The sequence below is a fragment of the Mycobacterium farcinogenes genome (assembly GCF_019739075.1).
GTDB lineage: Bacteria > Actinomycetota > Actinomycetes > Mycobacteriales > Mycobacteriaceae > Mycobacterium > Mycobacterium senegalense.
The window spans coordinates 4,353,736-4,379,885 of sequence record NZ_CP081673.1 but is presented as its reverse complement, the minus strand read 5'-3'; the positions used below and the strand labels follow the sequence as shown (position 1 = coordinate 4,379,885).

Below are 26,150 nucleotides of genomic sequence, written 5' to 3'. Positions count from 1 at the left end.
GCCGGGCGGGATCAGGGATGTCGGTGACGTTCCATCATCGACACCTGGTGGTCTCGAACTGTCTGCCCCTCCTGGGGCAGCGCCGTCCAGTGACCATCGTGTCGTAGCTCCCAGCATCGGGTGGCCGGATCCATCGCCGATTCGAACACCTCGTTGAGCTGTGCGGTCAGCCTCGGATCCTTGACCTGAGCCATCACTTCGACACGGCGGTCGAGATTACGATGCATCATGTCGGCGCTGCCGATCCAGAACTCGTTGATGGCGCGGAAATGAATAATCCGCGAGTGCTCGAGGAATCGGCCCAGGATCGAGCGCACCCTGACGTTGTCGGAGTACCCGGGTACGCCCGGGCGCAGCGCGCAGATGCCGCGCACGACGATCTCGACCGGAACCCCGGCCTGCGAGGCCCGGTACAGCGCGTCGATCACCTGTTCGTCGACCAGGGCGTTGGCCTTCAACCGGATTCCGGTTGCCGCACCCTCGTGGTGGGCGGCGATCTCCCGGTCGATGCGCTCGATGATGCCCTTGCGTACACCGCGCGGGGCCACCAGCAGGTTGCGGTAGGCGTCCTTGCGCGAGTAGCCGGTCAGTGAGTTGAACAGGTCCGTCAGGTCGGCGCCGATGTCGGGATCGGCGGTGAGCAAGCCGACGTCTTCATACAGGCGCGCGGTTTTCGGGTTGTAGTTGCCGGTGCCGATGTGGCAGTAGCGCCGGATCGTCGAGCCTTCGCGCCGGACCACAAGGCAGGTCTTGCAGTGGGTCTTGAGCCCGATCAACCCGTAGACCACATGCACCCCGGCTTGCTCGAGCGCCCTGGCCCACTTGATGTTCGCCTGTTCGTCGAAGCGGGCCTTGATCTCGACGAGGGCGACCACCTGCTTGCCGGCCTCGGCCGCGTCGATCAACGCGTTGACGATCGGCGAGTCACCGGATGTGCGGTAGAGCGTCTGTTTGATCGCCAGCACGTTGGGGTCGGCGGCGGCCTGCTCGATGAAGCGCTGCACGGTGGTGGAGAAGGAGTCATATGGGTGATGTACCAGCACATCTCCGTCGCGCAGGGTGGAGAAAATGCTCTTCGGTGTCTCGCGTTCGCCGAAAGCCGGCGGGGTGGCGGGCACGAAAGGCCGGTCCTTGAGCGTGGGCCGGTCCACGTCGTAGATCTGCCAGAGCGCCGACAGATCCAGCAGGCCGGGCACTTCGATGACATCGCCGGGTGCCACATCGAGTTCCCGCAACAACAGCTCGAGCATGCTCTCGGTCATGTCGTCGGAGACTTCGAGCCGCACGGGCGAGCCGAATCTGCGGCGCGCCAGTTCACGTTCGAGCGCCTGCAGCAGATCCTCGTCGCGGTCCTCTTCGACCTCGAAGTCGGCGTTACGGGTGATCCGGAACGCGTGGTGCTCGACGATCTCCAGCCCGGGGAACAACACGGGCAGGAACGCCGCGATCAGTTCCTCCATCGGCAGGAACCGCACCACGGTCGATCCGTCGGCGGGAGGGCTCAATTCCACGAAGCGGCCGACGTTGTCGGGGACCTTGATCCTGGCGAAGTGCTGGCCGCCGTCCTCAGGATGCTTGACCGTGATCGCCAGGTTCAGGCTCAGCCCGCTGACGAACGGGAACGGGTGAGCCGGGTCGACCGCCAGCGGGGTGAGGACCGGGAACACCTGCTCGTGGAAGTACGTGGAGAGCTTCGCGCGTTCGGACTCGTCGAGTTGAGCCCAGTTGACGATGACGATGCCCTCTTCGGCCAGCGCCGGGCGCACCGAACTGAGGAACACGTTGGCGTGCCGGTTGGCGATCTGCTGAGTGCGTTCGTTGATGCGGCGCAACTGCTCGCGCGGAGACAGGCCGTCGGCAGAGCGCACCGAAAGTCCCATCTCGTCGCGGCGTTTGAGGCCCGCCACCCGGACCATGTAGAACTCGTCGAGATTGGAGGCGAAGATCGCCAGGAACTTCGCGCGCTCCAGCAACGGCAGGGACGGGTCGGCCGCCAGGGCCAGCACCCGGGCATTGAAGTCCAGCCAGCTCAGCTCGCGGTTGAGATACCGATCCTCCGGTAGCGCGTTGTCCACTGCCGGCGAGGTGGCCGCCGGTGGTGCCTCGGGTGTCGCCGACTCGATGGCGGGCACCGACGCGGTTGAGGTGGCGTCCCGTCGGGAGTTGTTCGATCGGGTCCCCGGCTCGGCTTCGGTGGCTTCGCTCATCTGTCCGATCATTCCCTATCCCATGGGTGCACGGCTACCTGCCGACGTGCCTGCCCAGGGTGCGCGCGGTGGCCGCTCCGACGCCGAGGCGCCGGGCCGCCTGCAGATCGTCGGGAGTGTCGATGTCGCAGCGCAGGCCCGGCCAGGCGCCGGTGAGCTCGATCGCACCGGAGTGTCGATGGCGCGCAGCCGAATCGGATCCGAAATGCGGGGCCAGCGAAGTGCCGAACGCGAACAGTGCCGAGGTTCCCGTCCCGTGCCGGTCTCCGACGAAGCTGCGTGGATAGCCTCGCGCCAGGGTCAGGGCCTCAGCCAGCTCCTGGGGCTGCAATGCAGGTAGATCTCCTTGCAGAACAACGATATTCGGGGAGTTGGAGCGCAGTTCGGCCTCGGCTGCGGCGATGGCGTTGTTGAGCGGGTCGCGGTGGCCGGGCGGGGTCGGGTCCACCAGTACTCCGGCACCGAGTTGCCGGGCGGCCTCAGCCGCGGTGTCGTCGGGGGTGACCACGGTCACCGGCGCGATGGCGGACGCGGCAGTGACGGTGTCGACGAGCATCGCCAACACCACCGCCTCGCGGGTGGATGCGGAGAAGATGGGTGCCAGCCGGGTTTTGGCGGCCGACAGCCGTTTCACCGCGATCACCAGGGAGACGTCAGCGGCCTGCGTTGCTGCTGCGGCGTTGTCGCTTCGGGAGCCGCTCATGGGTTCATCCTGCCAGCCCGGCCGGTCCCGGCGAGCGACGCGGTCGCCGGGATAGGGTGAGCGGGTGGTAAAGGCTGCGGTGATGGGTGCCGGTGCGTGGGGGACGGCGCTGGCCAAGGTGCTGGCGGACGCGGGCAATCCGGTGACGATGTGGGCCCGGCGCCCCGAGGTTGCCGATGAGATCAACGCCGATCATCGCAACAGCCGCTACCTCGGCGATGTCGTGTTGCCGCCGTCGATCCGCGCCACCGCAGATCCGGCCGAGGCGTTGGAGGGCGCCTGCACGGTGTTGCTGGGCGTTCCGGCGCAACAACTGCGGGCCAATCTCGAAGGCTGGAAGCACCTGATCGGTGACGACGTCACCCTGGTGAGCCTGGCCAAGGGGATCGAGCTCGGCACGCTCATGCGGATGAGCCAGGTGATCGTCCAGGTGACCGGAGCCGATCCGTCCCGGGTCGCGGTGGTGACGGGGCCGAACCTGGCCAGCGAGATCGCCGACGAGCAGCCCGCGGCCACCGTCGTGGCCTGCAGCGACTCCGGCCGCGCGGTGGCGCTGCAACGCGCACTGGCCACCGGATACTTTCGGCCCTACACCAACGCCGACGTGGTGGGCGCCGAAGTCGGCGGGGCCCTGCAAGAACGTCATCGCGCTCGCCTGCGGCATGGCGGTCGGGGTGGGGCTGGGGGAGAACACCGTCGCCGCGATCATCACCCGCGGCCTGGCCGAGGTGATGCGTCTGGGCATCGCGCTGGGCGCCACGCCGGCCACGCTGGCCGGGTTGGCCGGTGTCGGTGACCTCGTGGCCACCTGTACTTCCAGGCATTCCCGTAACCGCACGTTCGGCGAACGGCTCGGCAAGGGCGGGACGATGGAATCGGCGTTGATCGCGGGAGCCGGGCATGTGGCCGAGGGGGTCGCCTCGTGTGAGTCGGTGCTGGCCCTGGCCTCCAGCTACGGTGTCGAGATGCCGTTGACCGATGCCGTTTATCGGGTGTGCCACAAAGGATTGTCGGTTCACGAGGCGGTCGCGGGACTGCTCGGACGCACCACCAAACCGGAGTAACGGCCTCCGGAAGCGAGGAGGTAGCACCAATGGACAGCTTCTACGGGGATTCCACCCGAAGTGTCAAAGCTGTTGGTGTGGAACCGATTCCAGGGCAACCGGTTGCGCCGACGCCGATCCCGGTGTCGGCGTATCATCTCTCACCCGACGAAGCCGAGCCGCTGGACACCTACGGCCGCAGCTCCAATCCGTCCTGGCGGCAACTGGAATCAGCGCTCGCCGAGCTCGAAGGAGCTGCGCGGGCGCTCACGTTCGGCTCGGGCATGGCCGCCATCACCTCGGCCCTGCGTGTGCTCGCCAAGCCGGGGAGCACACTTGTGGTTCCCGCGGACGGCTACTATCAGGTGCGCCGATATGCTGCCGAATACCTTGCGCCACAAGGCATAACGGTGATCGAGGCGAATATCGCCGATATCTGCGAGGCGGCTGCTCGTGCCGATGTGGTGCTGGCCGAGACGCCGGCCAACCCCGGGCTCGACGTGGTCGACCTGCACCGGTTGGCGATGACCTGCCGCCGGCGTGGCGCGACCCTGGTCGTCGACAACACCACCGCCACACCGCTGGGCCAGCAGCCGCTTTCACTGGGAGCCGATCTGGTGGTGGCCAGCGCCACCAAATCACTGTCCGGACACAGCGATCTGGTGGCCGGCTACGTCGCGGGCAGCCAGCCCGAGTTGATGGCCGCCCTCGAGCGGGACCGGCTGCTGGCCGGGCCGATACTGGGCGCGTTCGAGGCCTGGTTGGTGCTGCGCAGTCTCGGCAGTGCCGGGCTGCGCTTCGAACGGCAATGCCAGAACGCCTCGGCGCTGGCGCTGATGCTGCGCAAGCATCCGGCGGTGCGCTCGGTGCGTTACCCGGGCCTGCCCACAGACCCGGCACATGAGCCGGCCGCCGCCCAGATGAAGCGGTTCGGGGGACTGGTGTCGATCGAGCTGGCCGACGAGGCCGCCGTCCACGCGTTGGTGGCACGCAGCGCCCTGCTGATCGCCTCGACCAGCTTCGGCGGAATCCACACCTCCGTCGACCGCCGAGCCCGGTGGGGTGACCCGGTTCCTGCGGGATTCGCCCGCATCTCGGCTGGGATCGAGGACACCGAAGACCTGCTGGCGGACGTCGAGCAGGCCCTTGCCGGTTGAAACCCCAGGTCAGGATGCGCCGACAGGCAGGGACCGCCCGGGACGGTAGCCTCTCTAGTTTGTGAGTGCCCGCAATCAGACCGGATCCCGCACCCGCGTCGCCGTCGTCTACGGCGGGCGTAGCTCCGAGCACGCGATCTCATGCGTGTCGGCGGGCAGCATCCTGCGCAATCTCGACCCGCAGCGGTACGAGGTCGTCGCCGTCGGGATCACCCCGGACGGCTCGTGGATGTTGACCGACGGAAGCCCCGAGACCCTCGCGATCAGCGACGGCCGGTTGCCCGAGGTCACCGAGACATCCGGCACCGAGCTCGCGTTGCCCGCCGCTCCGAACCGCAGCGGCCAGCTGCTGGCGCTGAGCCACGGGCCCGGCGAGCTGTTGGCCGCTGTCGACGTGGTCTTCCCGGTGTTGCACGGCCCCTACGGCGAGGACGGCACCATCCAAGGACTGCTGGAACTGGCCGGGATCCCGTACGTGGGCTCCGGTGTGCTGTCCAGCGCCGCGGGAATGGACAAGGAATTCACCAAGAAGCTTCTGGTCGCCGAGAACTTGCCGATCGGCGACTTCGTGGTGTTGCGTCCCAGCGAATCCACCCTCGACCTCGAACACCGCGAACGACTCGGCCTGCCGGTGTTCGTCAAACCGGCCCGGGGTGGATCCTCGATCGGCGTGAGCCGGGTCGCGGCGTGGGATGAACTGCCCGCGGCGATCGAACTCGCGCGCCGCCACGACCCGAAGGTGATCGTCGAGGCCGCCATCCCCGGCCGCGAATTGGAATGCGGCGTACTGGAATTCCCCGACGGCCGGATCGAAGCCAGCACCGTGGGCGAGATCCGGGTGGCCGGTGTGCGCGGACGCGAGGACGGCTTCTACGACTTCGCCACGAAATACCTCGAAGACGCAGCCGAATTGGATGTGCCCGCCAAGGTTGACGACGAGATCTCCGAGGAGATCCGTCGGTTGGCCGTGCGTGCCTTCACCGCGATCGACTGCCAGGGGCTGGCCCGCGTCGACTTCTTCCTCACCGACGACGGGCCGGTGATCAACGAGATCAACACCATGCCGGGATTCACCACCATCTCGATGTTCCCGCGGATGTGGGCCGCCAGCGGCGTCGACTACCCGACCTTGCTGACCGCGATGGTCGAGACCGCGCTCGCGCGCGGAACCGGCTTGCGCTGAACCTTCAGCGCGGCGGTCCCGGTGCCGGCTCCTGGGCGCCCATCGTGCGGGCGATCTGGCCGGAGATCTGCTGAATGGGTGTCGGCCCGGACCCGGCCGGCAGCGTCAACGCGACGTACACCGGGCGGTCCACCGCGTACCACGTGCTGCGGCCCTGATCATCGGCGGCCGGGCCGGCTTCGCCCACCCGGAACCACTGGACCTCGTCGACCACCTGCAGCGGCGTGCCCACGACGAAATCGGCCGGGCGTTCCAGCCCGCACCTCAGCACCACGGGTTCGGTGTCCGGCTCGGCGCGCCATGCCGCGGTGGCAGGCGGCGTCGGGTCAACGGTCGGTGCCCGGCGGAAATCGCCGAGCTGCTCGGGCAGCGCCGCCAGCAGGTCCTGGCACTGGCTGCTGTCGGCCTGGGGTGCCGGTATCGCCGGGATGGCCACGGGCTGCTGCGAGGGGGACTGTTGCCGGGACGCGGCGATGCCGAGGACGGTGATCAGCACCGAGACCGCGACGACAACCGCCGCGATGAGCAAGGCCCGGGGCGGTCCGTCGGCGGCGTGCGAGTCGGTCACCCCACCAACTCTATGGGTGCCCGGCCGGGGCGATCGGACAGGTCAGGGTCCGCGTGATTCCCGGCACCTGCTGTACGGCGGGGACCACATCGGACCGCAATGCCGTCAACGTCTCGGCGCTCACGCGCAACACCACGTCATAGGGCCCGGTCACGTATTCCGCGGACACCACGCCCGGCAGCCCGGCGAGTTGTTTGGCGACGACTTCGGCGCGGCCCACCTCCGTCTGGATCAGCACGTAAGCCTCCACCACCGGCTGTCTCCTCCATCTCGCTGCATAAACTGCTGGCCGCAGGCACCAAACGTACCGCAGGTCGGGTTTGGGTTCAGGACGCGGCAGCCGACCGGCAGGAGGCCACATGACGGGCGAGACCATCGGGAGCGGTTCCGGTGACGACAACGACGACACGCTGGGGGGAGCCGGGGAATTCGTCGTCATCGACCGCTTGGTGGCCGGCCGCACGCAGGCCGACGCGGTGACGTTGGGCCCCGGCGATGACGCAGCCGTGGTGACGGTGGCCGACGGCCGCACGGTGGTCTCCACCGACATGCTGATCCAGGACCGCCATTTCCGGCTGGATTGGTCGACGCCGCACGACATCGGGCGCAAGGCGATCGCCCAGAACGCCGCCGACATCGAAGCGATGGGGGGTCGTAGCACCGCCTTCGTGGTGGCGTTCGGGGCACCGTCGGAGACGTCGGTCAGCGCCAGTGCGGAACTGGCCGACGGTCTGTGGGACGAAGCGCGCCGGCTGGGCGCGAGCATCGCCGGGGGAGACTTGGTGAGCGCTCCGCTGTGGGTGATATCGGTCACCGTGCTCGGCGATCTCGGTGGGCGGGAACCGGTGTGCCGCAGCGGTGCCCAGCCCGGCGACACCGTGGCGGTGGTCGGCGAGCTGGGTTGCTCGGCGGCGGGATACGCGCTGCTGCTCGCTGGCGTCGACCGGTTCACCGAACTGCGGCAGCGGCATCTGACCCCGCAGCCGCCCTACGGGCAGGGCGCCCGGGCGGCTGAGGCGGGGGCCACCTCGATGACCGATGTGTCCGACGGATTGCTCGCCGACCTGGGCCACATCGCCGCGGCTTCGGGGGTCGGCATCGACGTGGACCGCGGCTTTCTCGAGGGCGACAGGCAGGTGGTGGCCGAGGCTGCCGCAGCAGTGGATGCCGACCCGTGGGAGTGGGTGCTCGGCGGCGGTGAGGACCACGCGCTGGCGGCGACGTTCCCAGGCGCGGTGCCCCCCGGGTGGCGCGCCATCGGCCGAGTGCTCGAAGGCCCGGCCGCGGTGCTCGTGGACGGCGCGCCGTGGGCGGGTCGTGCGGGATGGCAATCGTTTGACTGAGCAGTCAGGCTAAGTTGGCTTTCTGTGACTGCGGATGCGACAACCAATTCAACAGGTGCACGTCCCCTGAATGAACTGGTCGAGGACGGCTGGGCCCGCGCACTCGAGCCGGTAGGCGCGCACGTCGCGAAGATGGGGGAGTTCCTCAGGGCCGAACTGGCGGCCGGCAGACGCTATCTGCCTACCGGTCAGAATGTCCTGCGCGCCTTTACTTTTCCGTTCGACAAGGTGCGCGTGCTGATCGTCGGTCAGGATCCGTATCCGACGCCGGGGCATGCTGTCGGCCTCAGTTTCTCGGTGGGCGCCGATGTCCGACCGCTGCCGCGCAGCCTGACGAACATCTTCACCGAGTACACCGCGGATCTGGGCTACCCGCCGCCGGTCAACGGTGACCTCACGCCGTGGGCCGAACAAGGCGTGATGCTTCTCAACAGGGTGCTGACGGTGGCTCCCGGCGCTCCGGCCTCCCATCGCGGCAAGGGCTGGGAAGCGGTGACAGAGTGTGCCATCCGGGCGCTGGTCGCCCGCGATCAACCGTTGGTGGCGGTGCTCTGGGGCCGTGACGCGTCCACGCTGAAACCACTACTGGCCGAAGGCGACTGCGTGACGATCGAATCGCCGCATCCGTCGCCGCTGTCGGCGTCGCGCGGCTTCTTCGGATCGCGCCCGTTCAGCCGTGCCAACGAGCTGTTGCAGCACAAGGGTGCCGACCCGATCGACTGGCGGCTGCCCTGAGAATCAGGGCATCGGCACTGCCGGCGGGGCGGGGATGGCCGGCGGGGCCGGTACCGGCGGGGGCGAAGGGATGCCCGGTGACGGAATCTGTACGGTCACGTCGCCGTCGCCTTCGGTCGGCGGGCCGGGCATCTCGGCCGGCGGCGATGCAGGCCCGGGCGATACCGGGGTCTCGATCACCGTGGTCTCGGTTTCAGTGGCCGGGCCTTCCGAGGTCACGGGCGCCTCGGTGGTTGTAGGGCTCTCCGACGTGGTCGTATCGTCCTCGGAGGCGGTGCCACCGCACGCGGTCAATATCGAGCCGACCGCGACGGCAGCAGCAAACGCATAGAGCGGTGTGTGTGATGCACGACATGGGGTCATAACGGCGGGAGATACCCCGCCGTGACCTCAGATAAACGGAATTGTCGCGCAGACGATGAGGTGCGCGACCTCAGCCGCGCGAGACCTTGCCGGCCTTGATGCAGGAGGTGCAGGCGTTCACGCGCTGCTTGTTGCCACCCGGACGCGCGACCGCGCGCACCGACTGGATGTTCGGATCCCAGCGTCGGCTGGTCCGCCGATGCGAGTGCGACACCGACTTGCCGAAGCCCGGGGCCTTTCCGCAGATATCGCACACGGCAGCCATATCAACAACTCCTCGAATTCAGTCCTTGGGGGTCTGGGCCCGCTCGCCGGAAACGGCGGGGCTCAGCCCGACAACCTGATCAGAATACCGGGACCTCAGGGGATCGCCAAAACGGCCCGTGAACACGACGCCAGGTTGTCCACAGCTGACGGTGCTCTGATCAAGTGTGTCGCCACAACTCGATAGGCTGGCGCCCACGGCGGTGGCTGCGGGGGCGGTCGCGCCATTCTGTGGGATCTGATGGGGATTGGGAGGTCCGATGTCGGCTCGACGGCTGGATGGCCCCGCACTGCGTGCCTGGGCCCACACCGCCGTCGATGACCTGATCAGCCATACCGACGAGATCAACCGGCTCAACGTTTTCCCGGTGGCCGACGCCGACACCGGGACAAACATGCTGTTCACGATGCGTTCGGCATGGGCGCATATCGACGCCGAACCGGTTGACGGGGACATTCCGGCGCTGGCGAGCGCGCTGGCGGCCGGCGCGTTACAGGGGGCCCGCGGCAACTCCGGGGTGATCCTGTCGCAGATTCTGCTCGGTCTGGCCGAGGCGATCACCAACGCGGCGGCCCGGCGTGACGGGGATCTGCCCATGGTGGACGCCGCGCTGCTGGGCGCGGCGCTGCGCCATGCCGCCGCCCTGGCCGGTACGTCGATGGGTGAGCCCGTACCGGGCACCATCGTGTCGGTGCTGGAGGCCGCGGCCCAGGCTGCCGAGCGCTGCGCGGCCGAAGGCGGCGACGTAGCTGACGCGGCCGCGGCCGCGGGTGATGCCGCGGCCACCGCGCTGGACCGCACACCGGAGCAACTCGACGTGCTGGCCAAGGCCGGTGTGGTCGATTCGGGCGGGCGCGGTCTGCTGGTTCTGCTCGACGCGATGACGGCGACGTTGGTGGGGCATGCGCCCCGCCGGCCGGTGTACACACCGTCCTCACCGCAGGCTCCGCCGGCGCCGGCCGACCTTGCCGTCGCTGACGCCCCACCGCAGTTCGAGGTGATGTATCTGCTGACGGGCTGTGGCGCTCCCGCCGTCGAGGGGTTACGGGCGGCGCTCGAGCAGATGGGTGAGTCAGTCGCGATCGCCGCTTCCGGCAACGACCAGTACTCGGTGCACGTCCACCTCGACGACGCCGGGGCCGCGGTCGAGGCCGGGCTGGCGGTCGGGACGCTGAGCCGCATCCAGATCACCGCCCTGACGGTGGGCCCCGGCCTCACTCCGGCGGGGGGCTGGGCCCGTGAGCGGGCCGTGCTGGCTGTCGTCGACGGGGACGGCGGCGTCGAATTGTTTTCCGGCGAGGGAGCGCACGTGTTGCGGCCCAAGGCGGACGAACCCATCAGCGCACAGCAGTTGTTGCGTGCCTTGATCGACGTGGGGGCGGCCCAGATCATGGTGCTGCCCAACGGCTATGTGGCCGCGGAGGAGCTGGTGGCCGGCTGTACGGCGGCGATCGGGCGCGGTATCGATGTCGTGCCGGTGCCGGCCGGGTCGATGGTGCAGGGTCTGGCCGCGCTGGCGGTCCACGACGAGAGCAGACAAGCCGTCGATGACGGGTACACCATGGCGCGGGCGGCCGCCGGCGCACGGCACGGGACGGTGCGGATCGCCAGCGAAGAGGCGCTGACGTGGGCGGGTGCCTGCAAGCCGGGCGACGGGCTCGGTATCGCGGGCGACGAGGTGCTGATCGTGGGGTCTGATATCACCACGGCCGCAGCCGGATTGATCGACCTGCTGATGGTGGCGGGCGGAGAATTGATCACGGTGCTGACCGGTGATGGTGTGGACGGTGCGGTGGGCGAGGCACTGCAGGCGCACGTTCATCGCGAGCACCTCGGCGCCGAGTTGGTCACCTATCACACGGGCCACCGGGGCGACGCCCTGCTGATCGGGGTGGAGTAGTGGTCAGCCTCAGCGACCGTCTCGATTTCGTGCTCGGCGCCCGCGCCGCCAAGCCTCTCGAAGAACACTTCGGCATCGTCACCGTCAACGATCTGCTGCGGCACTATCCCCGCAAGTACAGCGACGGGATGTCAGTGCGTGGTGAGGGCGAGGCTCTCGACTTTGAAGAGGGCGAGCACGTCACGTTCATCGAGGTGATCACCGAAACCAAAACCGGCGAGATGAAGCCGACCTTCAGCAAGAAGACGGGCCGGCCGAAGAGCCGAACCTGGTTGCGGGTCACCTTGGGGGAGCATCGGCCCACCGTGACGGCGACGTTCTTCAACGCCGGATGGATGGTCGACAAGTTGCCGACCGGTACGCGGCTCATGCTCTCCGGCGAGGTCAAGTACTTCCGCAACAACCTCCAGTTGGACCACCCGGCCTTCCTGGTCCTCAACGCCCCGTCTGGCAAGCAGATCGGGACCAAGTCGCTCAAAACCATCGCCTCGGCATCGGGAGCTACCGGGGAGGAGATGCTGGCCGAGTTCGAGCGAGACTTCTTCCCGATCTATCCGGCATCGGCCAAGGTGCAGAGCTGGGACATCTACGCGTGTGTGCGGCAGACGCTCGACGTCCTCGACCCGGTTCCCGATCCGCTGCCGGAATCCTTTGTGCGCGAACACAATCTGATGACCGAAGACGAGGCACTGCGGGCGATCCATCTGGCGCAGAACACGCTCGAGCGCGAACGCGCCCAGGAGCGGCTCACATTCGACGAAGCCATCGGACTCCAGTGGGCATTGGTGGGCCGGCGCTACAGCGAGCTGAGCGAATCCGGCCCTGCCGCACCACCCGTCGATCACGGACTGGCCGCTGCGATGCGCGCCCGGATGCCTTTCGAGTTGACTGCCGGACAATCCGAAGTGCTGGAGGTGATCTCGGGCGAGCTGACCTCGACCCGCCCGATGAACCGGATGCTGCAGGGTGAGGTGGGTTCGGGTAAGACCATCGTGTCGGTGCTGGCGATGTTGCAGATGGTCGACGCGGGTTATCAATGCGCCTTGTTGGCACCCACCGAAGTCCTTGCGGCCCAACATGCGCGCTCGATCCGTGACGTGCTGGGGCCGCTGGCGATGGCGGGGGAACTCGGCGGTGCCGAGACGGCAACCGGTGTCGCGCTGCTCACCGGGTCGATGACGGCACCGCAGAAGCGCGCGGTGCGCGCCCAGGTGGCGTCGGGGCAGGCCGGCATCGTCGTCGGCACGCACGCACTGCTGCAGGAGGCCGTCGAGTTCCACAACCTGGGCATGGTGGTCGTCGACGAACAGCACCGCTTCGGGGTGGAGCAGCGGGATACGTTGCGCGCCAAGGCACGTGATGGCCTGACTCCGCATCTGCTGGTGATGACGGCCACGCCGATTCCGCGCACGGTGGCGCTCACGGTGTACGGCGACCTGGAGACGTCGACGCTGCGCGAGCTGCCCCGCGGTCGGCAACCCATCGCCACCAACACCATCTTCGTCTCACAGCAGCCGTCCTGGCTGGACCGGGCCTGGGCCCGGATTCGCGAGGAGGTCGACGCCGGCCGGCAGGCCTACGTGGTGGCCTCCCGTATCGACGAATCGGACAAACCCGCCGACAAGAACGACAACCGCGGCGGCCCTCCGCCCATCACCGTGATCGACCTGTTCGACCGGTTGAGTACGGGCCCGCTGTCTGGCTTACGGCTCGGGCTCATGCACGGCCGGTTATCCGGTGATGAGAAGGACGCGGTGATGGGGCTGTTTCGAGCCGGCGAGATCGATGTGCTGGTGTGCACCACCGTGATCGAGGTCGGCGTCGACGTGCCCAATGCGACCATGATGGTGGTGATGGACGCCGACCGGTTCGGCGTCAGCCAGCTGCACCAGCTGCGCGGGCGGATCGGTCGCGGGCAGCATCCCAGCTTGTGCCTGCTGGCCACCCGCCTGCCGGAGACCTCCAAGGCAGGTGAGCGGATCAAGGCCGTGGCGGCGACCCTGGACGGTTTCGCACTCGCCGATCTCGACCTCGATGAGCGTCGGGAGGGAGATGTGCTGGGCCTCAACCAGTCCGGACGCGCCATCAACCTGCGCTTCCTATCGCTGCGCGATCATCTGGAAGTGATCCAGGAGGCCAGGGAGTTCTGCGAGCGACGGTACGAACAGAGCCCGCACGATCCCGGAATGGATCTGCTGGCAGCGCAGTTCGTGAACACCGACCGGGTCGAGTACCTGGACAAGTCATGACGAACCGACGGGTGTGGTGGCTGGTGGCGGCCGTCGCACTCGCGGTGGTGGTGGCCGTTCAGGTGACCACGTCGACGCACAACGTCGCGCGGTTCGTCGCTCAAGCGCAGCCGCCCACCGTGGCAGCCGGCATCGACCTGCTGGCCGGCGTGCCGCAGATTCCGGTGCGGGTGCGCGGCAACGATTACCGTCGTGCGGCGTTCGGCGAATCCTGGGACGACGACAACAGTGCGCCCGGCGGGCACAACGGCTGCGACACCCGTAACGACATCCTCGACCGCGACCTGGTGGACAAGACCTTCGTCGCGATCAAGCGGTGCCCGACCGCAGTGGCGACGGGCACACTGCACGATCCGTACACGAACGCGGTCGTGTCATTCGTCCGCGGCAATCAGACCGGCGCCTCGGTACAGATCGACCACATCGTGCCGCTGGCGTTGGCGTGGGATCTCGGGGCCAGGGACTGGCCGGACGATATGCGACTCCGTTTCGCCAACGACCCGGCCAATCTGCTCGCGGTTGCCGGTAAACCCAATCAGGACAAGGGAGACCAGGAACCCGCCCACTGGATGCCACCCAACCGCGCGTTCTGGTGCCAATACGCGGTGCAGTTCGCCGAGGTGCTACGCGGCTATGCGCTTCCGGTCGACGCGGCCTCGGCAGGTGTCCTGCGCGAGGCGGCCGCAACCTGCCCGGTGGGTTGACGCTCCGCGCGGATTCGGTCAGCCCGTGAAAGTCGCCGGGTCCGGCCGGAACCGGGTGCCGTCGTCGAGACCGTTGAGGCTGTCCATCTGTTCGCCCGTCAGCTCGAAACCGAACACGTCGAAATTGGACGCGATGCGCTCGGGATCGGTCGATCGGGAGATCACGATGTTGCCCAGCTGGATGCTCCAGCGGATCAGCACCTGCGCCGGCGTCTTGCCGTGCGCCTCGGCGATGGCCGTGACCGCCGGGTTGTCGAGCAGATTGCCGACGCCGAGGGGGCTGTAGGCCTCCGTGACGACGTTGTAGCGGGCGTTGGCTGCCCGCCAGTCGCTCTGATTCAGCAACGGGTGCAGCTCGATTTGATTGACCGCGGGCGCCGTGAACGTCAGGTCGACGATCGTCGAGAGATTCTCGGGGCTGAAATTGGACACGCCGGTGGAGCGCGCCAATCCCTGCTGCTTGAGCGCCATCAGGCCACCCCAGCTGTCGACGTACTTGCCGACATCGTTGCCCGGCCAATGGATCAGGTAGAGGTCGACATAGTCCAGGCCCAGCCGTTCGAGGCTGGCTCGTGCGGCGTTCTGGGAGGACTGGAAGCCGTGATCGGTGATGGCCAGTTTGGTGGTGACCGAGATTTCCTCGCGGGGTATGCCCGACGCCGCGATGGCGCGCCCGACACCGGCTTCGTTGCCGTAGGCCGCCGCGGTGTCGATCAACCGGTGGCCGGCCTCCAGCGCCGCGGACACCACGCGCTCGGCCTCAGAGTCCGAGAGACCGCCGACGCCCAGGCCGACCACGGGGATCGTGCGTTCGTCGTTGAGCGTGACGGTGGGAATCGCAGCCCCGTCCGAGGAGGTCATGTCACCTATCCTGTGAAGTTGAAGGTTCGCGGATCGGGACCCAGGCGGGTGTCTGTCTCCAACGTGGCGATGGCCGCCATGTCCGTTTCGTCCAGATCGAAATCGAACACGTCGAAATTGCTGACAATCCGCTCGGGGTTCACCGACTTCGGGATGACGATATTACCCAGATGGATATGCCACCTAATCAGTACCTGTGCGGGGGTTTTACCGTGCCGTTCGGCGATCTGTGTGATCACCGGATCGGTGAGCAGCGACCCCTGCCCCAACGGACTCCACGCCTCGGTCGCGATGCCGAGCCTGGCGTGCACCTCACGAAGCTCGTGCTGCGGTAGTAGCGGGTGCAACTCGATCTGGTTGACCGCGGGCACGATGCCGGTGGAGTCGATGAGCACGTTGAGATGTTCGGGCTCGAAATTGCTCACCCCGATAGAGCGGACCCGGCCCTGATCGTGCAGGTGCGCGAACGCCCTGAACGTCTCGACATAGGCGTTGTTGGCGGGTACCGGCCAGTGGATCAGATACAGATCGAGATAGTCGACGCCCAGCCGATCCAGGCTCGCGTCGAACGCGGCCAGCGTGGAGTCATATCCCTGGTCGCTGTTCCACAGCTTGGTCACCAGGAACACCTCGTCGCGGGGGACCCCGGAGTTGGCCAGGCCGCGGCCGGTCTCGGCCTCGTTGCGGTAGGCGGCCGCGGTGTCGATGTGCCGATAGCCTGCCTGCAGTGCGGCCGTCACCGCGCGTTCGGTCTCCTCGGCGGGGGTCTGCCATACCCCCAGTCCGACTTGCGGTATCGAATTACCGTCGTTGAGCGTGACACGAGGACTCACAGAAGGAGCAGCCATGACTGAAAGTCTGCCAGGCGGACCAGTCGAAGGCGGACATGATGGTCATGGCTGGGATGTGGTCAAACAGAAGCTGCTGGAGCGGGCCACGGGATTGACCTTGGCCGCGATCCCGCGGATCCCGGATCAGCTCAAGAGGCTGATGCTGGGCGGGCGGTCGGTGACCGTCGACGGCAACACACTGGACACGACGTTGCAGCTGACACTGGCCGCCCAACACGCGGCCGGAGTCGGCGGACTGGTTGCCGACTACAGTCCGGAATCCGGTGTCGCCGTTTCCCGAGCGGCGCTGGCGGTCACAGCGGGAATGATGAAGACCCGGATCCGTGCGGACGTCACCGAGATTTCGATTCCGGGGCCGGCCGGGCCGATGCGGGCGCGACGGTATGTCCCCGACGGCAGCGGTTCCCCGGCGATACCGGCGTTGCTGCTGTACTTCCACGGCGGTGGTTTCGTGATCGGCGACCTCGATACCCACGACAGTCTGTGCCGGTTGATCTGCCGGGACGGCGGGATCCAGGTCATCTCCGTGGACTATCGGCTCGCGCCCGAGCACAAGGCACCGGCTGCTGTCGACGACGCCTACGCCGCCTACCGCTGGGCGCTCGACCACGCCGCCGGCCTGGGTGCCACGCGCATCATGGTCGGCGGGGACAGTGCGGGCGGCAACCTGGCCGCCGTAGTGACCCAGCAGGCCCGCGATTCCGAACTGCCGCTGCCGGCGCTGCAGTTGCTGCTCTATCCGGTCACCGACATGTCGAGCGACACGCGATCCAAGACGCTGTTCGCCGACGGCTACTTCCTGAAGAAACGTGACATGGACTGGTTCGCCGGGCACTACCTCGACGGCGCTGAGGTGTCGGCCGAGGATCCGATGGTGTCACCGCTGCTCAGCGAGGATCTGTCCGGCTTACCTCCGGCGCTGGTGGTCACCGCGGGCTTCGATCCGTTGCGGGACGAGGGCAACCGATACGCCAGGGCGATGCGCGACGCCGGGGTGGTTGTCGACCTCCGTGAGGAGCGCTCGATGATCCACGCTTTCGCCAGCTTCTTTCCTCTGGGCGGCGGCAGCGCCACCGCCACGGGGGCGATGATCTCCGCGCTGCGCGCACATCTCAGCCACGCCGAAAGTTGACCTGTCGACGCCGGTACGCTTGTCGACGTGGCCAAACCGAAGAAGACCGCGAAGTACGACCTCAAAGCGGCTGACCGCAAGCGCAACCTGTGGGTTCAGATCGGGCTGACAGCCGTGGTGGTGCTGTTCGCCGTCGGCCTGGTGCTCTACATCGTGATGACCGGCCACAAGCGGCCGGCTTCCGGTGAGGCCAGGGCCGTGCACGTCGCAGCGCCCAACGTGATCACCAAAGAGGGCACTTCGGAGCCCAAGGTGACGCTGAGCCTCTTCGAGGACTTCCTGTGCCCCGCCTGCGGTCATCTGGAGCAGCAGTTCGGCCCGACCATCAACAAGCTCATCGACTCCGGTGCGGTGGCCGTCGACTACCACATGGTGGCGATTCTGGATAAAGCCGGCAACGGCTACTCGTCCCGGGCCGGTGGCGCTGCGTACTGCATCGCCGACGAGTCCGTCGAAGCGTTCCGCCGCTTCCACTCCGCGCTTTTCACCCCGGGTATCCAGCCTGAGGAGGGCAGCGGTGTCTACCCGGACAACGGCCGGATCATCGAGCTGGCCCGCCAGGCCGGTGCGGCCGGGGACGTCCCCGACTGCATCACCAATGGGCGCTACGTGGAGATGGTGCAGGGCATGGCCGCGGCCACCGGTATCAACTCGACTCCGACCGTCAAATTCAACGGCGAGGAATACAACCCGAGCACCCCTGACGCGCTGATCGCGAAGGTGAAAGAGATCGTCGGTGACGTGCCCGCGTTGAACGGCCCGGCGCCCGGCCCCGGCGCACCGGCAGCGCCTGCTCCAGGGGCTCCCGCCGCGCCTGCTCCGGCCACACCCGCTCCGGCTCCGGCCAACCCATGAGCGACACCGCCGCCGAACTGGACGAGGTGGGAACCGAAGAGCCCCGCGGCGTAGCCGTGGGCAAGGCCAGCGCCGTCTGGGTGCTCATCGCAGGTGTCCTCGGTTTGGCGGCGGCGCTGGCACTCACGGTCGAGAAGATCGAGCTGCTGATCGATCCGTCCTATGTCCCGTCCTGCAGCATCAACCCGGTCATCTCCTGCGGTTCGGTGATGACCACCCCGCAGGCGTCGGTCTTCGGATTCCCCAATTCGCTGATCGGGGTGGTCGCATTCACGCTCACCCTGGTCACCGGCGTGCTGGCAGTCGCAGGTGTCCGCTTGCCCCGCTGGTACTGGGGCGGGTTTGCGGCCGGGACTCTGCTCGGTGCGGTCATGGTGCACTGGCTGATCTTCCAGAGCCTCTACCGCATCGGCGCCCTGTGCCCGTACTGCATGGTGGTGTGGGCGGTGACCATCCCGCTGTTGGTGGTCACCAGTTCCATCGCGCTTCGGCCGTTGCACACCAATGCCGTCGCCCGGGCGGTCTACCAGTGGCGCTGGTCGATCGTGGCGATCTGGTTCACCTCACTTGTGCTGTTGATCTTGGTGCGTTTCTGGGAATACTGGTCAACGCTGCTGTAACACTTCCGAAATAACTTGTCGGTTAGGTCTACCCGTGATTTCCAAACTGCTGGTCGCCAATCGTGGCGAGATCGCGATCCGTGCGTTTCGTGCTGCTTATGAGTTGGGCATTGCGACGGTGGCGGTGTATCCGTATGAGGATCGCAATTCGTTGCATCGGTTGAAGGCTGACGAGTCGTATCAGATCGGTGAGGTCGGCCATCCGGTGCGGGCGTATTTGTCGGTGGACGAGATCATCCGGGTGGCTAAGCATTCCGGGGCCGACGCGGTTTATCCGGGTTACGGGTTTTTGTCGGAGAATCCGGAGTTGGCGTCGGCGTGTGCGCAGGCCGGTATCACCTTTGTGGGGCCTTCGGCTCAGGTGTTGGAGTTGACGGGGAACAAGTCGCGGGCGATCGAGGCGGCGCGGGCAGCGGGCTTGCCGGTGTTGGCGTCCTCGGCGCCGTCGTCGTCGGTGGATGAATTGGTCGCTGCGGCAGCCGATATGGAATTCCCGCTGTTCGTCAAGGCGGTGTCCGGCGGTGGTGGGCGCGGGATGCGCCGGGTCACCGATCCTGAGGCGTTGGCCGAGGCGGTGGAGGCGGCTTCGCGTGAGGCGGAGTCCGCGTTCGGTGACCCTGCGGTGTATCTGGAGCAGGCGGTCATCAACCCGCGTCATATCGAGGTGCAGATCCTGGCCGATACGGCCGGCAACGTGATGCATTTGTTCGAGCGGGATTGCAGTGTGCAGCGCCGGCATCAGAAGGTGATCGAGCTGGCGCCGGCACCGAACCTGGATCCCGCACTGCGCGAACGGATCTGCGCGGACGCGGTGGCCCTGGCCCGGCACATCGGGTACTCGTGTGCGGGCACCATCGAGTTTCTTCTCGATGAGCGTGGCCATCACGTGTTCATCGAGTGCAACCCGCGGATTCAGGTGGAGCACACGGTGACCGAGGAGATCACCGATGTGGACCTGGTGGGTTCGCAGTTGCGGATCGCGGCCGGTGAGTCGCTGGCGGATCTGGGTTTGAGCCAGGATTCGCTGGTCATTCGCGGGGCGGCGATGCAGTGCCGGATCACGACCGAGGATCCGGCCAACGGATTCCGTCCCGATACCGGGCGGATCACCGCCTACCGCTCGCCTGGCGGTGCGGGGGTGCGTCTGGACGGCGGTACCAATGTCGGCGCGGAGGTGTTGGCGCATTTCGACTCGATGCTGGTCAAGCTGACGTGTCGGGGTCGGGATTTCTCCACCGCGGTGGCGCGTGCCCGCCGGGCGTTGGCGGAGTTCCGGATTCGTGGGGTGTCGACGAACATTCCGTTTTTGCAGGCGGTGATCGAGGACCCCGATTTCCGGGCCGGGCGGGTCACCACGTCGTTCATCGATGACCGTCGGCAGCTGTTGACCGCGCACACCCCGGCTGACCGCGGCACCAAGATTTTGAATTACCTGGCTGATGTCACGGTGAACAAGCCCAACGGCGAACGCCCGACGGGGGTGTACCCGCAGGACAAGTTGCCGGTGATCGATTTGGAGGCGCCGCCGGCGGCGGGGTCCAAGCAGCGGCTGGTCGAGTTGGGGCCGCAGGGCTTTGCCCAGTGGCTCAAGGATTCGCCTGCTGTCGGGGTGACGGATACGACGTTCCGCGATGCGCATCAGTCGTTGTTGGCTACCCGGCTGCGGTCGACGGGTTTGTTGAAGGTGGCGCCGTATGTGGCGCGGATGATGCCGCAGCTGCTCTCGATCGAGTGCTGGGGTGGCGCGACCTACGATGTGGCGCTGCGGTTTTTGAAAGAGGACCCGTGGGAGCGGCTGGCCGCCCTGCGGGAGGCGGTGCCCAACATTTGTTTGCAGATGCTGCTGCGCGGGCGCAACACCGTGGGCTACACCCCATATCCGGAGTTGGTGACCTCGGCATTCGTTCAAGAGGCCACCGCAACCGGCATCGACATCTTCCGGATCTTCGACGCGCTCAACAACATCGAGTCGATGCGTCCGGCGATCGACGCGGTCCGCGAAACCGGCACCGCGGTCGCCGAGGTCGCGATGTCCTACACCGGCGATCTGTCCGATCCTGCCGAGAATCTGTACACCCTGGACTATTACCTGAAGCTGGCCGAGCAGATCGTCGAGGCGGGCGCGCATGTGCTGGCGATCAAGGACATGGCCGGGTTGTTGCGCCCGGCCTCGGCGCACCTGTTGGTCTCGGCGTTGCGATCGCGTTTTGATCTGCCGGTGCACGTGCACACCCATGACACCCCCGGTGGACAGTTGGCCACCTACCTGGCGGCCTGGCAGGCCGGGGCCTCGGCGGTCGATGGTGCGGCGGCACCGTTGGCCGGGACGACCAGTCAGCCGGCGTTGTCCTCGATCGTGGCCGCCGCGGCGCACACGTCGTTCGACACCGGCCTGTCACTGGACGCGGTCTGTGATCTGGAGCCCTACTGGGAGGCGTTGCGCAAGGTCTATGCACCCTTCGATGTTGCGGCGTCGGGTCCTCCTTTTCCGACCGGGCGGGTGTACACCCACGAGATTCCCGGTGGGCAATTGAGCAACCTGCGCCAGCAGGCCATCGCGTTGGGGTTGGGGGATCGATTCGAGGAGATCGAAACCGCTTACGCCGCAGCCGATCGGGTGCTGGGCCGGTTGGTGAAGGTGACCCCGTCGAGCAAGGTGGTCGGGGATCTGGCGTTGGCGTTGGTGGGGGCGGGGGTCAGTGCCGCCGAGTTCGCCGCCGATCCGGCCCGCTACGACATCCCCGACAGTGTGATCGGATTCCTGCGTGGCGAGCTGGGTGACCCGCCGGGGGGATGGCCCGAACCGTTGCGCAGCAAGGCTCTTGAGGGCCGGGGACCGGCCAGGCCGATCCAGGAACTCTCGGTCGAGGATGAGGCGCTGCTGGCCGCACCCGGGCCCAAACGTCAGGCGGCGTTGAACCGGTTGTTGTTCCCTGGGCCGACCAAGGAATTCGAGGCCCACCGTGAGGAATACGGCGACACCTCGGGTTTGAGTGCCAACCAGTTCTTCTACGGGCTGCGTTACGGCGAGGAACACCGCGTCGAATTGGAACGCGGGGTGCAGTTGCTGATCGGGCTGGAAGCGATCTCCGATGCCGACGAGCGCGGCATGCGCACGGTGATGTGCATCCTCAACGGGCAACTGCGACCCATCACCGTGCGTGACCGCAGCATCGCCAGCGAGGTCCCGACCGCGGAGAAGGCTGATCGCACCAACCCCGATCACGTCGCCGCCCCGTTCGCCGGGGTGGTCACCGTCGGGGTCGCCGCAGGCGACACCGTGGAGGCCGGCGCGACCATCGCCACCATCGAGGCGATGAAAATGGAAGCCGCCATCACCGCCCCCAAAGCCGGCACCGTGCAACGCGTCGCCGTGTCCGCCACCGCACAAGTCGAAGGCGGCGACCTACTGGTAGTGGTGACCGGTTTGGCGGGCAAAAGCGAAGCGGCCGGGGGATCGAGCTGACCCGCATCATCGCGGGGGTGCTCGGTGGCCGTCGGATCGCGGTGCCCCGTAGCGGTACCCGGCCGACTTCAGACCGGGTCCGCGAAGCAGTGTTCAACGCGTTGACCGCGCGGGTGGATTTCACCGGCTTGTCGGTGCTGGATCTGTACGCCGGTTCGGGAGCGCTTGGCCTGGAAGCACTTTCGCGGGGCGCCACCTCGGCGACCTTCGTCGAGGCGGATGCTCGCGCGGCCGCGGTGATCGCCGAGAACATTTCTGCGCTCGGTGTGCGTAACGCGTCGGTACGCCGGGGCAATGTCGACACGGTACTGGCCGGAGGTGCTACGCGGCCGGTCGATCTGGTGTTCGCCGACCCGCCGTACGACCTGGATGACGCCGCGGTCGATGCGATGCTCGCGGCGCTGGCCAGCGCCGGTTGGGTAGCCGCGGGCACCCTCGTTCTGGTGGAGCGGCGGTCATCTAGTGGGCCGGTGAGCTGGCCGGCAGGCTGGGATGAGCTGAGCGTGCGGCGCTACGGCGATACCCGGGTCGAACTCGCCGAAGTGGCCTAGCGGCTCGGCCGCGGGGGTGGGGCCTGTAGCGTCGTCACCCATGAGTGGCGCGGTATGCCCCGGCTCCTTCGACCCGGTAACCCTTGGCCATGTCGACATCTTCGAGCGTGCGGCCGCACAGTTCGACGAGGTCGTGGTGGCGGTTCTGGTGAACCCCAACAAGAAAGGGATGTTCGATCTCGACGAGCGGATGGCGATGATCGAAGAGTCGACGACACACCTGCCGAATCTGCGGGTCGAGTCCGGGCAGGGCCTGGTGGTCGACTTCGTCAAGGCCCGGGGACTGACCGCGATCGTCAAAGGGCTGCGCACCGGCACCGATTTCGAGTACGAGCTGCAGATGGCTCAGATGAACAAACATGTCGCAGGCGTCGACACGTTCTTCGTGGCCACCACGCCGCAGTACTCGTTCGTGTCGTCGTCGTTGGCCAAGGAGGTCGCCTCCCTGGGCGGTGACGTTTCGGCGTTGCTCCCGGAGCCGGTCAATCGTCGGCTGCAGGAGAAACTCGGCGGTTAGCCCAGCCCGCCGACGGGTATCTGGATCGGGTGGCGCTCAGCCCATGCGCCCCGACCTGAAACCCGATCCGCGGAGGTTCCGCTGTGCCCAACACATTCGTTCAATCCACCGACGATGTCGTGAAGTTCCTCAAGGACCAGCACAACCTGATCAAAGACTTGTTCGAGGAGGTGTTCTCGGCCTCCACCGTCGAGGCCCGCGAAAAGGCCTTCGTCGAATTGCGGCAACTGCTGGCGGTGCACGAGACCGCCGAGGAGATGGTCGTGCATCCGCGGGTGCGCCGCGAGGTGACCGACGGCGACGAGATCGTCGACGCGCGCCTGCACGAAGAGCACGCCGCCAAGGAACAGCTGTCCAAGCTGGAGAGCATGGACTTCGATTCCGCCGAATTCCTCACCGAGCTCGCCAAGTTCCGCGACGCCGTGGTCGACCACGCCGAACACGAGGAACACGAAGAGTTCAACAAGCTGCACCGAAAGCTCGACGCTGATGAACTCCAGCGTCTGGTCAAGGCTGTGCAGGCGGCCGAGGCGATCGCTCCTACCCGTCCGCATCCCGGGGTGGAGTCGGCCGGGCTCAATTTCGCCGTAGGACCGTTCGCCTCGATGCTCGACCGTGCACGGGATCTGATTGCCGCGGCGATGCGGTGACTTTGCCGTAGCGGCGGGTTCAGGACTACCCCAGGCGACACACCGATTGTGCTCCCAAGTCACAGGCGTAACACCAGGCACACTAGTCACTGACAACGACGACCTGGAGGGTTTTGCCGTGTACCGAGTTTTTGAAGCGCTCGACGAGCTCGGCGCGATCGTCGAAGAAGCGCGCGGTGTGCCGATGACCGCCGGTTGCGTGGTTCCGCGCGGCGATGTCCTCGAGCTGATCGATGACATCAAGGACGCCATCCCCGGTGAACTCGACGATGCGCAGGACGTGCTCGATGCGCGTGACTCGCTGTTGCGTGAGGCCAAGGAGCATTCGGAGTCGGTGATGGCGAAGGTCAACGCCGATGCGGACGGCATGCTCAACCACGCCAGGAGTGAGGCCGACCGGCTGCTGGCCGATGCCAAGGCCCAGGCGGATCGGATGGTCGCCGAGGCTCGCCAGCACAGTGAGCGCATGGTCGGCGAGGCGCGCGAAGAGGCTGCGCGGCAGGCGGCCGTGGCCAAGCGCGAGTACGACGCGACCACGGGCCGGGCCAAGGCTGAGGCCGACCGCCTGATCGAGAACGGCAACCTGTCTTACGAGAAGGCCGTGCAAGAGGGCATCAAGGAGCAGCAGCGCCTCGTGTCGCAGACCGAGATCGTCTCGACGGCGACGGCCGAGGCCACCCGTCTCATCGACGCGGCGCACGCCGAAGCCGACCGGCTGCGCGGCGAATGCGACATCTACGTCGACAGCAAACTGGCGGAGTTCGAGGACTTCCTCAACGGCACGTTGCGTTCCGTCGGCCGGGGACGTCACCAGCTGCGCACGACTGCGGGCACACACGACTACGCCACCCGCTGACGACGCCGCCGGGCCGGCACGCACTGCGTCATGGTGCGGTCTGACGCCGCCGTAGGATCGATGCATGGCGACGCACGCGAAATCGTCCGGTCGGGAGGGGCCTGAAAAGCGCACCGGTTCCCGGTCACCGCTGGTCATCGATGTCTCCCGACTGGGCCGGCGACCGGGTTCCTTCCTGCCGTACCAGGAGACTGTGCCCAGCCCGGTACGCATCGGTGTCGAGTTGGTCGCCATCGAGAAAGGGGCGCCACTCGAACTCGACCTGCAGTTGCAGTCGGTTTCAGAGGGTGTGCTGGTCAGCGGAACCGTATCGGCACCCACCGTCGGTGAATGCGCGCGCTGCCTGACCGAGCTCACCGGCGACGTCCAGATCGAGCTGACCGAGCTATACGCGTATCCCGACAGCACCACCGACGAGACGACCGAGGCCGACGAGATGGGGCGGGTCGGTGGCTCCGGTCAAGCCGACACCGTCGACCTGGAACAGCCGATCATCGATGCTGTCGGGCTGGCATTGCCGTTCTCTCCGTTGTGCCGTCCGGACTGCCCAGGCTTGTGCCCCGACTGCGGAGTTGCGCTGGCCACCGCCGAGCCGGGACATCACCACGACAAGATCGATCCCCGCTGGGCGAAGCTTGCCGCGATGCTGCCCGACGAAGAGCGGCCCAGGGGCGACAAGTGACCGACCCGCATGCGGATCTGCTGGAGGCGCTCGGCGTCGACCTACCGGCAGAATTGCTCACCATCGCGTTGACTCATCGCAGCTATTCCTACGAGAACGGCGGCGTGCCGACCAACGAGCGGCTGGAGTTTCTCGGCGACGCGGTGCTCGGATTGACGATCACCGAGGAGCTCTACCACCGCCATCCCGAACGCTCGGAAGGCGACCTGGCGAAGCTTCGCGCCAGCATCGTCAACACCCAGGCGCTGGCCGATGTCGGCCGGGGGCTCACCGACGGCGGTCTCGGCAGCCACCTGTTCCTGGGCAAGGGCGAGGAGAACTCCGGCGGTGCCGACAAGTCGAGCATCCTCGCCGATGGTGTCGAATCCCTGCTCGGCGCAATCTATTTGCAGCACGGTCTGGCCACTTCCCGTGAGGTGATCCTGCGGTTGTTCGGTGAGCTGCTCGATACGGCGCCGACCCTGGGTGCCGGGCTGGATTGGAAGAGCAGCTTGCAGGAGCTGACCGCATCCCGGGGCCTCGGGGCTCCCAGCTATGTGGTCACCTCGACCGGACCCGATCACGACAAGGAGTTCTCGGCGGTCGTGGTGGTGGCCGATGTCGAATACGGCAGAGGTGTCGGGCGCAACAAGAAAGAGGCCGAACTCAAGGCTGCCGCGGCAGCGTGGAATGCACTCGACAATGCGTGA

General features: G+C 67.1%; 25 protein-coding genes and 1 pseudogene. 18 read left to right on the top strand and 8 right to left on the bottom strand.

The window, feature by feature from the left end; translation table 11 throughout:
- Positions 1–11: 11 nt before the first annotated feature.
- Both K6L26_RS20830 and cofC read right to left on the bottom strand, forming a co-directional pair.
- Positions 12–2,219, bottom strand: a complete 2,208-nt coding sequence (locus K6L26_RS20830) for an RNA degradosome polyphosphate kinase (protein ID WP_019348112.1) — start codon at positions 2,217–2,219, stop codon at positions 12–14.
- A 22-nt stretch (positions 2,220–2,241) separates the two neighbouring features.
- On the bottom strand, positions 2,242–2,910 hold the full coding sequence (gene cofC, locus K6L26_RS20825; protein ID WP_221851434.1) for a 2-phospho-L-lactate guanylyltransferase: 669 nt from the start codon (positions 2,908–2,910) through the stop codon (positions 2,242–2,244).
- Positions 2,911–2,974: 64 nt separating this feature from the next.
- On the opposite strand from cofC, the pseudogene K6L26_RS20820 reads away from it, so the two are divergent.
- The 3 genes and pseudogenes from K6L26_RS20820 (at position 2,975) to K6L26_RS20810 (ending at position 6,293) form a co-directional block, all read left to right on the top strand.
- Positions 2,975–3,974: pseudogene (locus K6L26_RS20820) on the top strand (NAD(P)H-dependent glycerol-3-phosphate dehydrogenase).
- 29 nt (positions 3,975–4,003) lie between these two features.
- Positions 4,004–5,110 carry a cystathionine gamma-lyase gene (locus K6L26_RS20815; RefSeq protein WP_085141138.1) on the top strand — a complete coding sequence of 369 codons (1,107 nt, stop codon included), beginning with the start codon at positions 4,004–4,006 and terminating at the stop codon, positions 5,108–5,110.
- A gap of 61 nt (positions 5,111–5,171) precedes the next feature.
- The gene (locus K6L26_RS20810; protein ID WP_019348116.1) at positions 5,172–6,293 is read left to right on the top strand and encodes a D-alanine--D-alanine ligase family protein; all 1,122 of its coding nucleotides are present in this window, start codon (positions 5,172–5,174) and stop codon (positions 6,291–6,293) included.
- 4 nt (positions 6,294–6,297) lie between these two features.
- Here the strand turns inward: K6L26_RS20810 and K6L26_RS20805 are convergent, their stop codons facing one another.
- Together K6L26_RS20805 and K6L26_RS20800 are read right to left on the bottom strand one after the other, a co-directional pair.
- The gene (locus tag K6L26_RS20805) at positions 6,298–6,861 is read right to left on the bottom strand and encodes a DUF3515 domain-containing protein (RefSeq protein WP_221851432.1); all 564 of its coding nucleotides are present in this window, start codon (positions 6,859–6,861) and stop codon (positions 6,298–6,300) included.
- Between the two features lie 10 nt (positions 6,862–6,871).
- Complete coding sequence (locus tag K6L26_RS20800) at positions 6,872–7,114, bottom strand: Lrp/AsnC family transcriptional regulator (protein ID WP_036388265.1); 243 nt, start codon at positions 7,112–7,114, stop codon at positions 6,872–6,874.
- A 106-nt stretch (positions 7,115–7,220) separates the two neighbouring features.
- Here K6L26_RS20800 and K6L26_RS20795 point away from each other — a divergent pair, with 106 nt between their 5' ends.
- Together K6L26_RS20795 and K6L26_RS20790 are read left to right on the top strand one after the other, a co-directional pair.
- Positions 7,221–8,204: a thiamine-phosphate kinase gene (locus K6L26_RS20795; RefSeq protein ID WP_221851431.1), complete on the top strand. Its 984-nt coding sequence runs from the start codon at positions 7,221–7,223 to the stop codon at positions 8,202–8,204.
- A gap of 24 nt (positions 8,205–8,228) precedes the next feature.
- The gene (locus K6L26_RS20790; protein WP_221851429.1) at positions 8,229–8,939 is read left to right on the top strand and encodes a uracil-DNA glycosylase; all 711 of its coding nucleotides are present in this window, start codon (positions 8,229–8,231) and stop codon (positions 8,937–8,939) included.
- A gap of 3 nt (positions 8,940–8,942) precedes the next feature.
- Here the strand turns inward: K6L26_RS20790 and K6L26_RS20785 are convergent, their stop codons facing one another.
- Both K6L26_RS20785 and rpmB read right to left on the bottom strand, forming a co-directional pair.
- Positions 8,943–9,158, bottom strand: coding sequence for a hypothetical protein (locus K6L26_RS20785; RefSeq protein WP_076212587.1), 216 nt, complete (start codon positions 9,156–9,158; stop codon positions 8,943–8,945).
- A gap of 214 nt (positions 9,159–9,372) precedes the next feature.
- Positions 9,373–9,567, bottom strand: a complete 195-nt coding sequence (rpmB, locus tag K6L26_RS20780) for a 50S ribosomal protein L28 (protein WP_003881125.1) — start codon at positions 9,565–9,567, stop codon at positions 9,373–9,375.
- A gap of 259 nt (positions 9,568–9,826) precedes the next feature.
- On the opposite strand from rpmB, the gene K6L26_RS20775 reads away from it, so the two are divergent.
- The 3 genes from K6L26_RS20775 to K6L26_RS20765 are packed head-to-tail and all read left to right on the top strand — an operon-like array spanning position 9,827 to position 14,420.
- Positions 9,827–11,467, top strand: a complete 1,641-nt coding sequence (locus tag K6L26_RS20775) for a DAK2 domain-containing protein (protein ID WP_221851427.1) — start codon at positions 9,827–9,829, stop codon at positions 11,465–11,467.
- Positions 11,467–13,716 carry an ATP-dependent DNA helicase RecG gene (gene recG, locus K6L26_RS20770; protein ID WP_064894570.1) on the top strand — a complete coding sequence of 750 codons (2,250 nt, stop codon included), beginning with the start codon at positions 11,467–11,469 and terminating at the stop codon, positions 13,714–13,716. Before K6L26_RS20775 ends, recG begins: the two co-directional genes overlap by 1 nt.
- Complete coding sequence (locus K6L26_RS20765) at positions 13,713–14,420, top strand: HNH endonuclease family protein (RefSeq protein ID WP_221851425.1); 708 nt, start codon at positions 13,713–13,715, stop codon at positions 14,418–14,420. Before recG ends, K6L26_RS20765 begins: the two co-directional genes overlap by 4 nt.
- A gap of 18 nt (positions 14,421–14,438) precedes the next feature.
- Here K6L26_RS20765 and K6L26_RS20760 read toward each other — a convergent pair whose 3' ends face one another.
- Both K6L26_RS20760 and K6L26_RS20755 read right to left on the bottom strand, forming a co-directional pair.
- Positions 14,439–15,281, bottom strand: coding sequence for an aldo/keto reductase (locus K6L26_RS20760; protein ID WP_064894572.1), 843 nt, complete (start codon positions 15,279–15,281; stop codon positions 14,439–14,441).
- 5 nt (positions 15,282–15,286) lie between these two features.
- Positions 15,287–16,114 (bottom strand): aldo/keto reductase, encoded by an 828-nt coding sequence (locus K6L26_RS20755; RefSeq protein ID WP_085141146.1) that lies wholly within the window; start codon positions 16,112–16,114, stop codon positions 15,287–15,289.
- A 13-nt stretch (positions 16,115–16,127) separates the two neighbouring features.
- Here K6L26_RS20755 and K6L26_RS20750 point away from each other — a divergent pair, with 13 nt between their 5' ends.
- From K6L26_RS20750 to rnc, 10 genes are all read left to right on the top strand, one after another.
- On the top strand, positions 16,128–17,264 hold the full coding sequence (locus K6L26_RS20750) for an alpha/beta hydrolase (protein WP_221851423.1): 1,137 nt from the start codon (positions 16,128–16,130) through the stop codon (positions 17,262–17,264).
- A gap of 27 nt (positions 17,265–17,291) precedes the next feature.
- Positions 17,292–18,119 carry a DsbA family protein gene (locus K6L26_RS20745; protein WP_221851422.1) on the top strand — a complete coding sequence of 276 codons (828 nt, stop codon included), beginning with the start codon at positions 17,292–17,294 and terminating at the stop codon, positions 18,117–18,119.
- Entirely contained in the window at positions 18,116–18,739 is a 624-nt protein-coding gene (locus K6L26_RS20740) for a vitamin K epoxide reductase family protein (RefSeq protein ID WP_221851420.1), read from the top strand. Before K6L26_RS20745 ends, K6L26_RS20740 begins: the two co-directional genes overlap by 4 nt.
- Before the next feature lie 34 nt (positions 18,740–18,773).
- Positions 18,774–22,205 carry a pyruvate carboxylase gene (locus K6L26_RS20735; protein ID WP_221851418.1) on the top strand — a complete coding sequence of 1,144 codons (3,432 nt, stop codon included), beginning with the start codon at positions 18,774–18,776 and terminating at the stop codon, positions 22,203–22,205.
- On the top strand, positions 22,202–22,756 hold the full coding sequence (rsmD, locus tag K6L26_RS20730; protein ID WP_084676653.1) for a 16S rRNA (guanine(966)-N(2))-methyltransferase RsmD: 555 nt from the start codon (positions 22,202–22,204) through the stop codon (positions 22,754–22,756). Before K6L26_RS20735 ends, rsmD begins: the two co-directional genes overlap by 4 nt.
- A 40-nt stretch (positions 22,757–22,796) precedes the next feature.
- On the top strand, positions 22,797–23,273 hold the full coding sequence (gene coaD / locus K6L26_RS20725; RefSeq protein WP_019348855.1) for a pantetheine-phosphate adenylyltransferase: 477 nt from the start codon (positions 22,797–22,799) through the stop codon (positions 23,271–23,273).
- Positions 23,274–23,356: 83 nt separating this feature from the next.
- Positions 23,357–23,923, top strand: coding sequence for a hemerythrin domain-containing protein (locus K6L26_RS20720; protein ID WP_036388249.1), 567 nt, complete (start codon positions 23,357–23,359; stop codon positions 23,921–23,923).
- A 118-nt stretch (positions 23,924–24,041) separates the two neighbouring features.
- Positions 24,042–24,779, top strand: a complete 738-nt coding sequence (gene sepIVA, locus K6L26_RS20715) for a cell division protein SepIVA (protein ID WP_019347326.1) — start codon at positions 24,042–24,044, stop codon at positions 24,777–24,779.
- A gap of 64 nt (positions 24,780–24,843) precedes the next feature.
- Complete coding sequence (locus K6L26_RS20710) at positions 24,844–25,461, top strand: YceD family protein (RefSeq protein WP_019347327.1); 618 nt, start codon at positions 24,844–24,846, stop codon at positions 25,459–25,461.
- Positions 25,458–26,150 carry a ribonuclease III gene (gene rnc, locus K6L26_RS20705; protein WP_019347328.1) on the top strand — a complete coding sequence of 231 codons (693 nt, stop codon included), beginning with the start codon at positions 25,458–25,460 and terminating at the stop codon, positions 26,148–26,150. The genes K6L26_RS20710 and rnc overlap by 4 nt, the downstream gene beginning before the upstream one ends.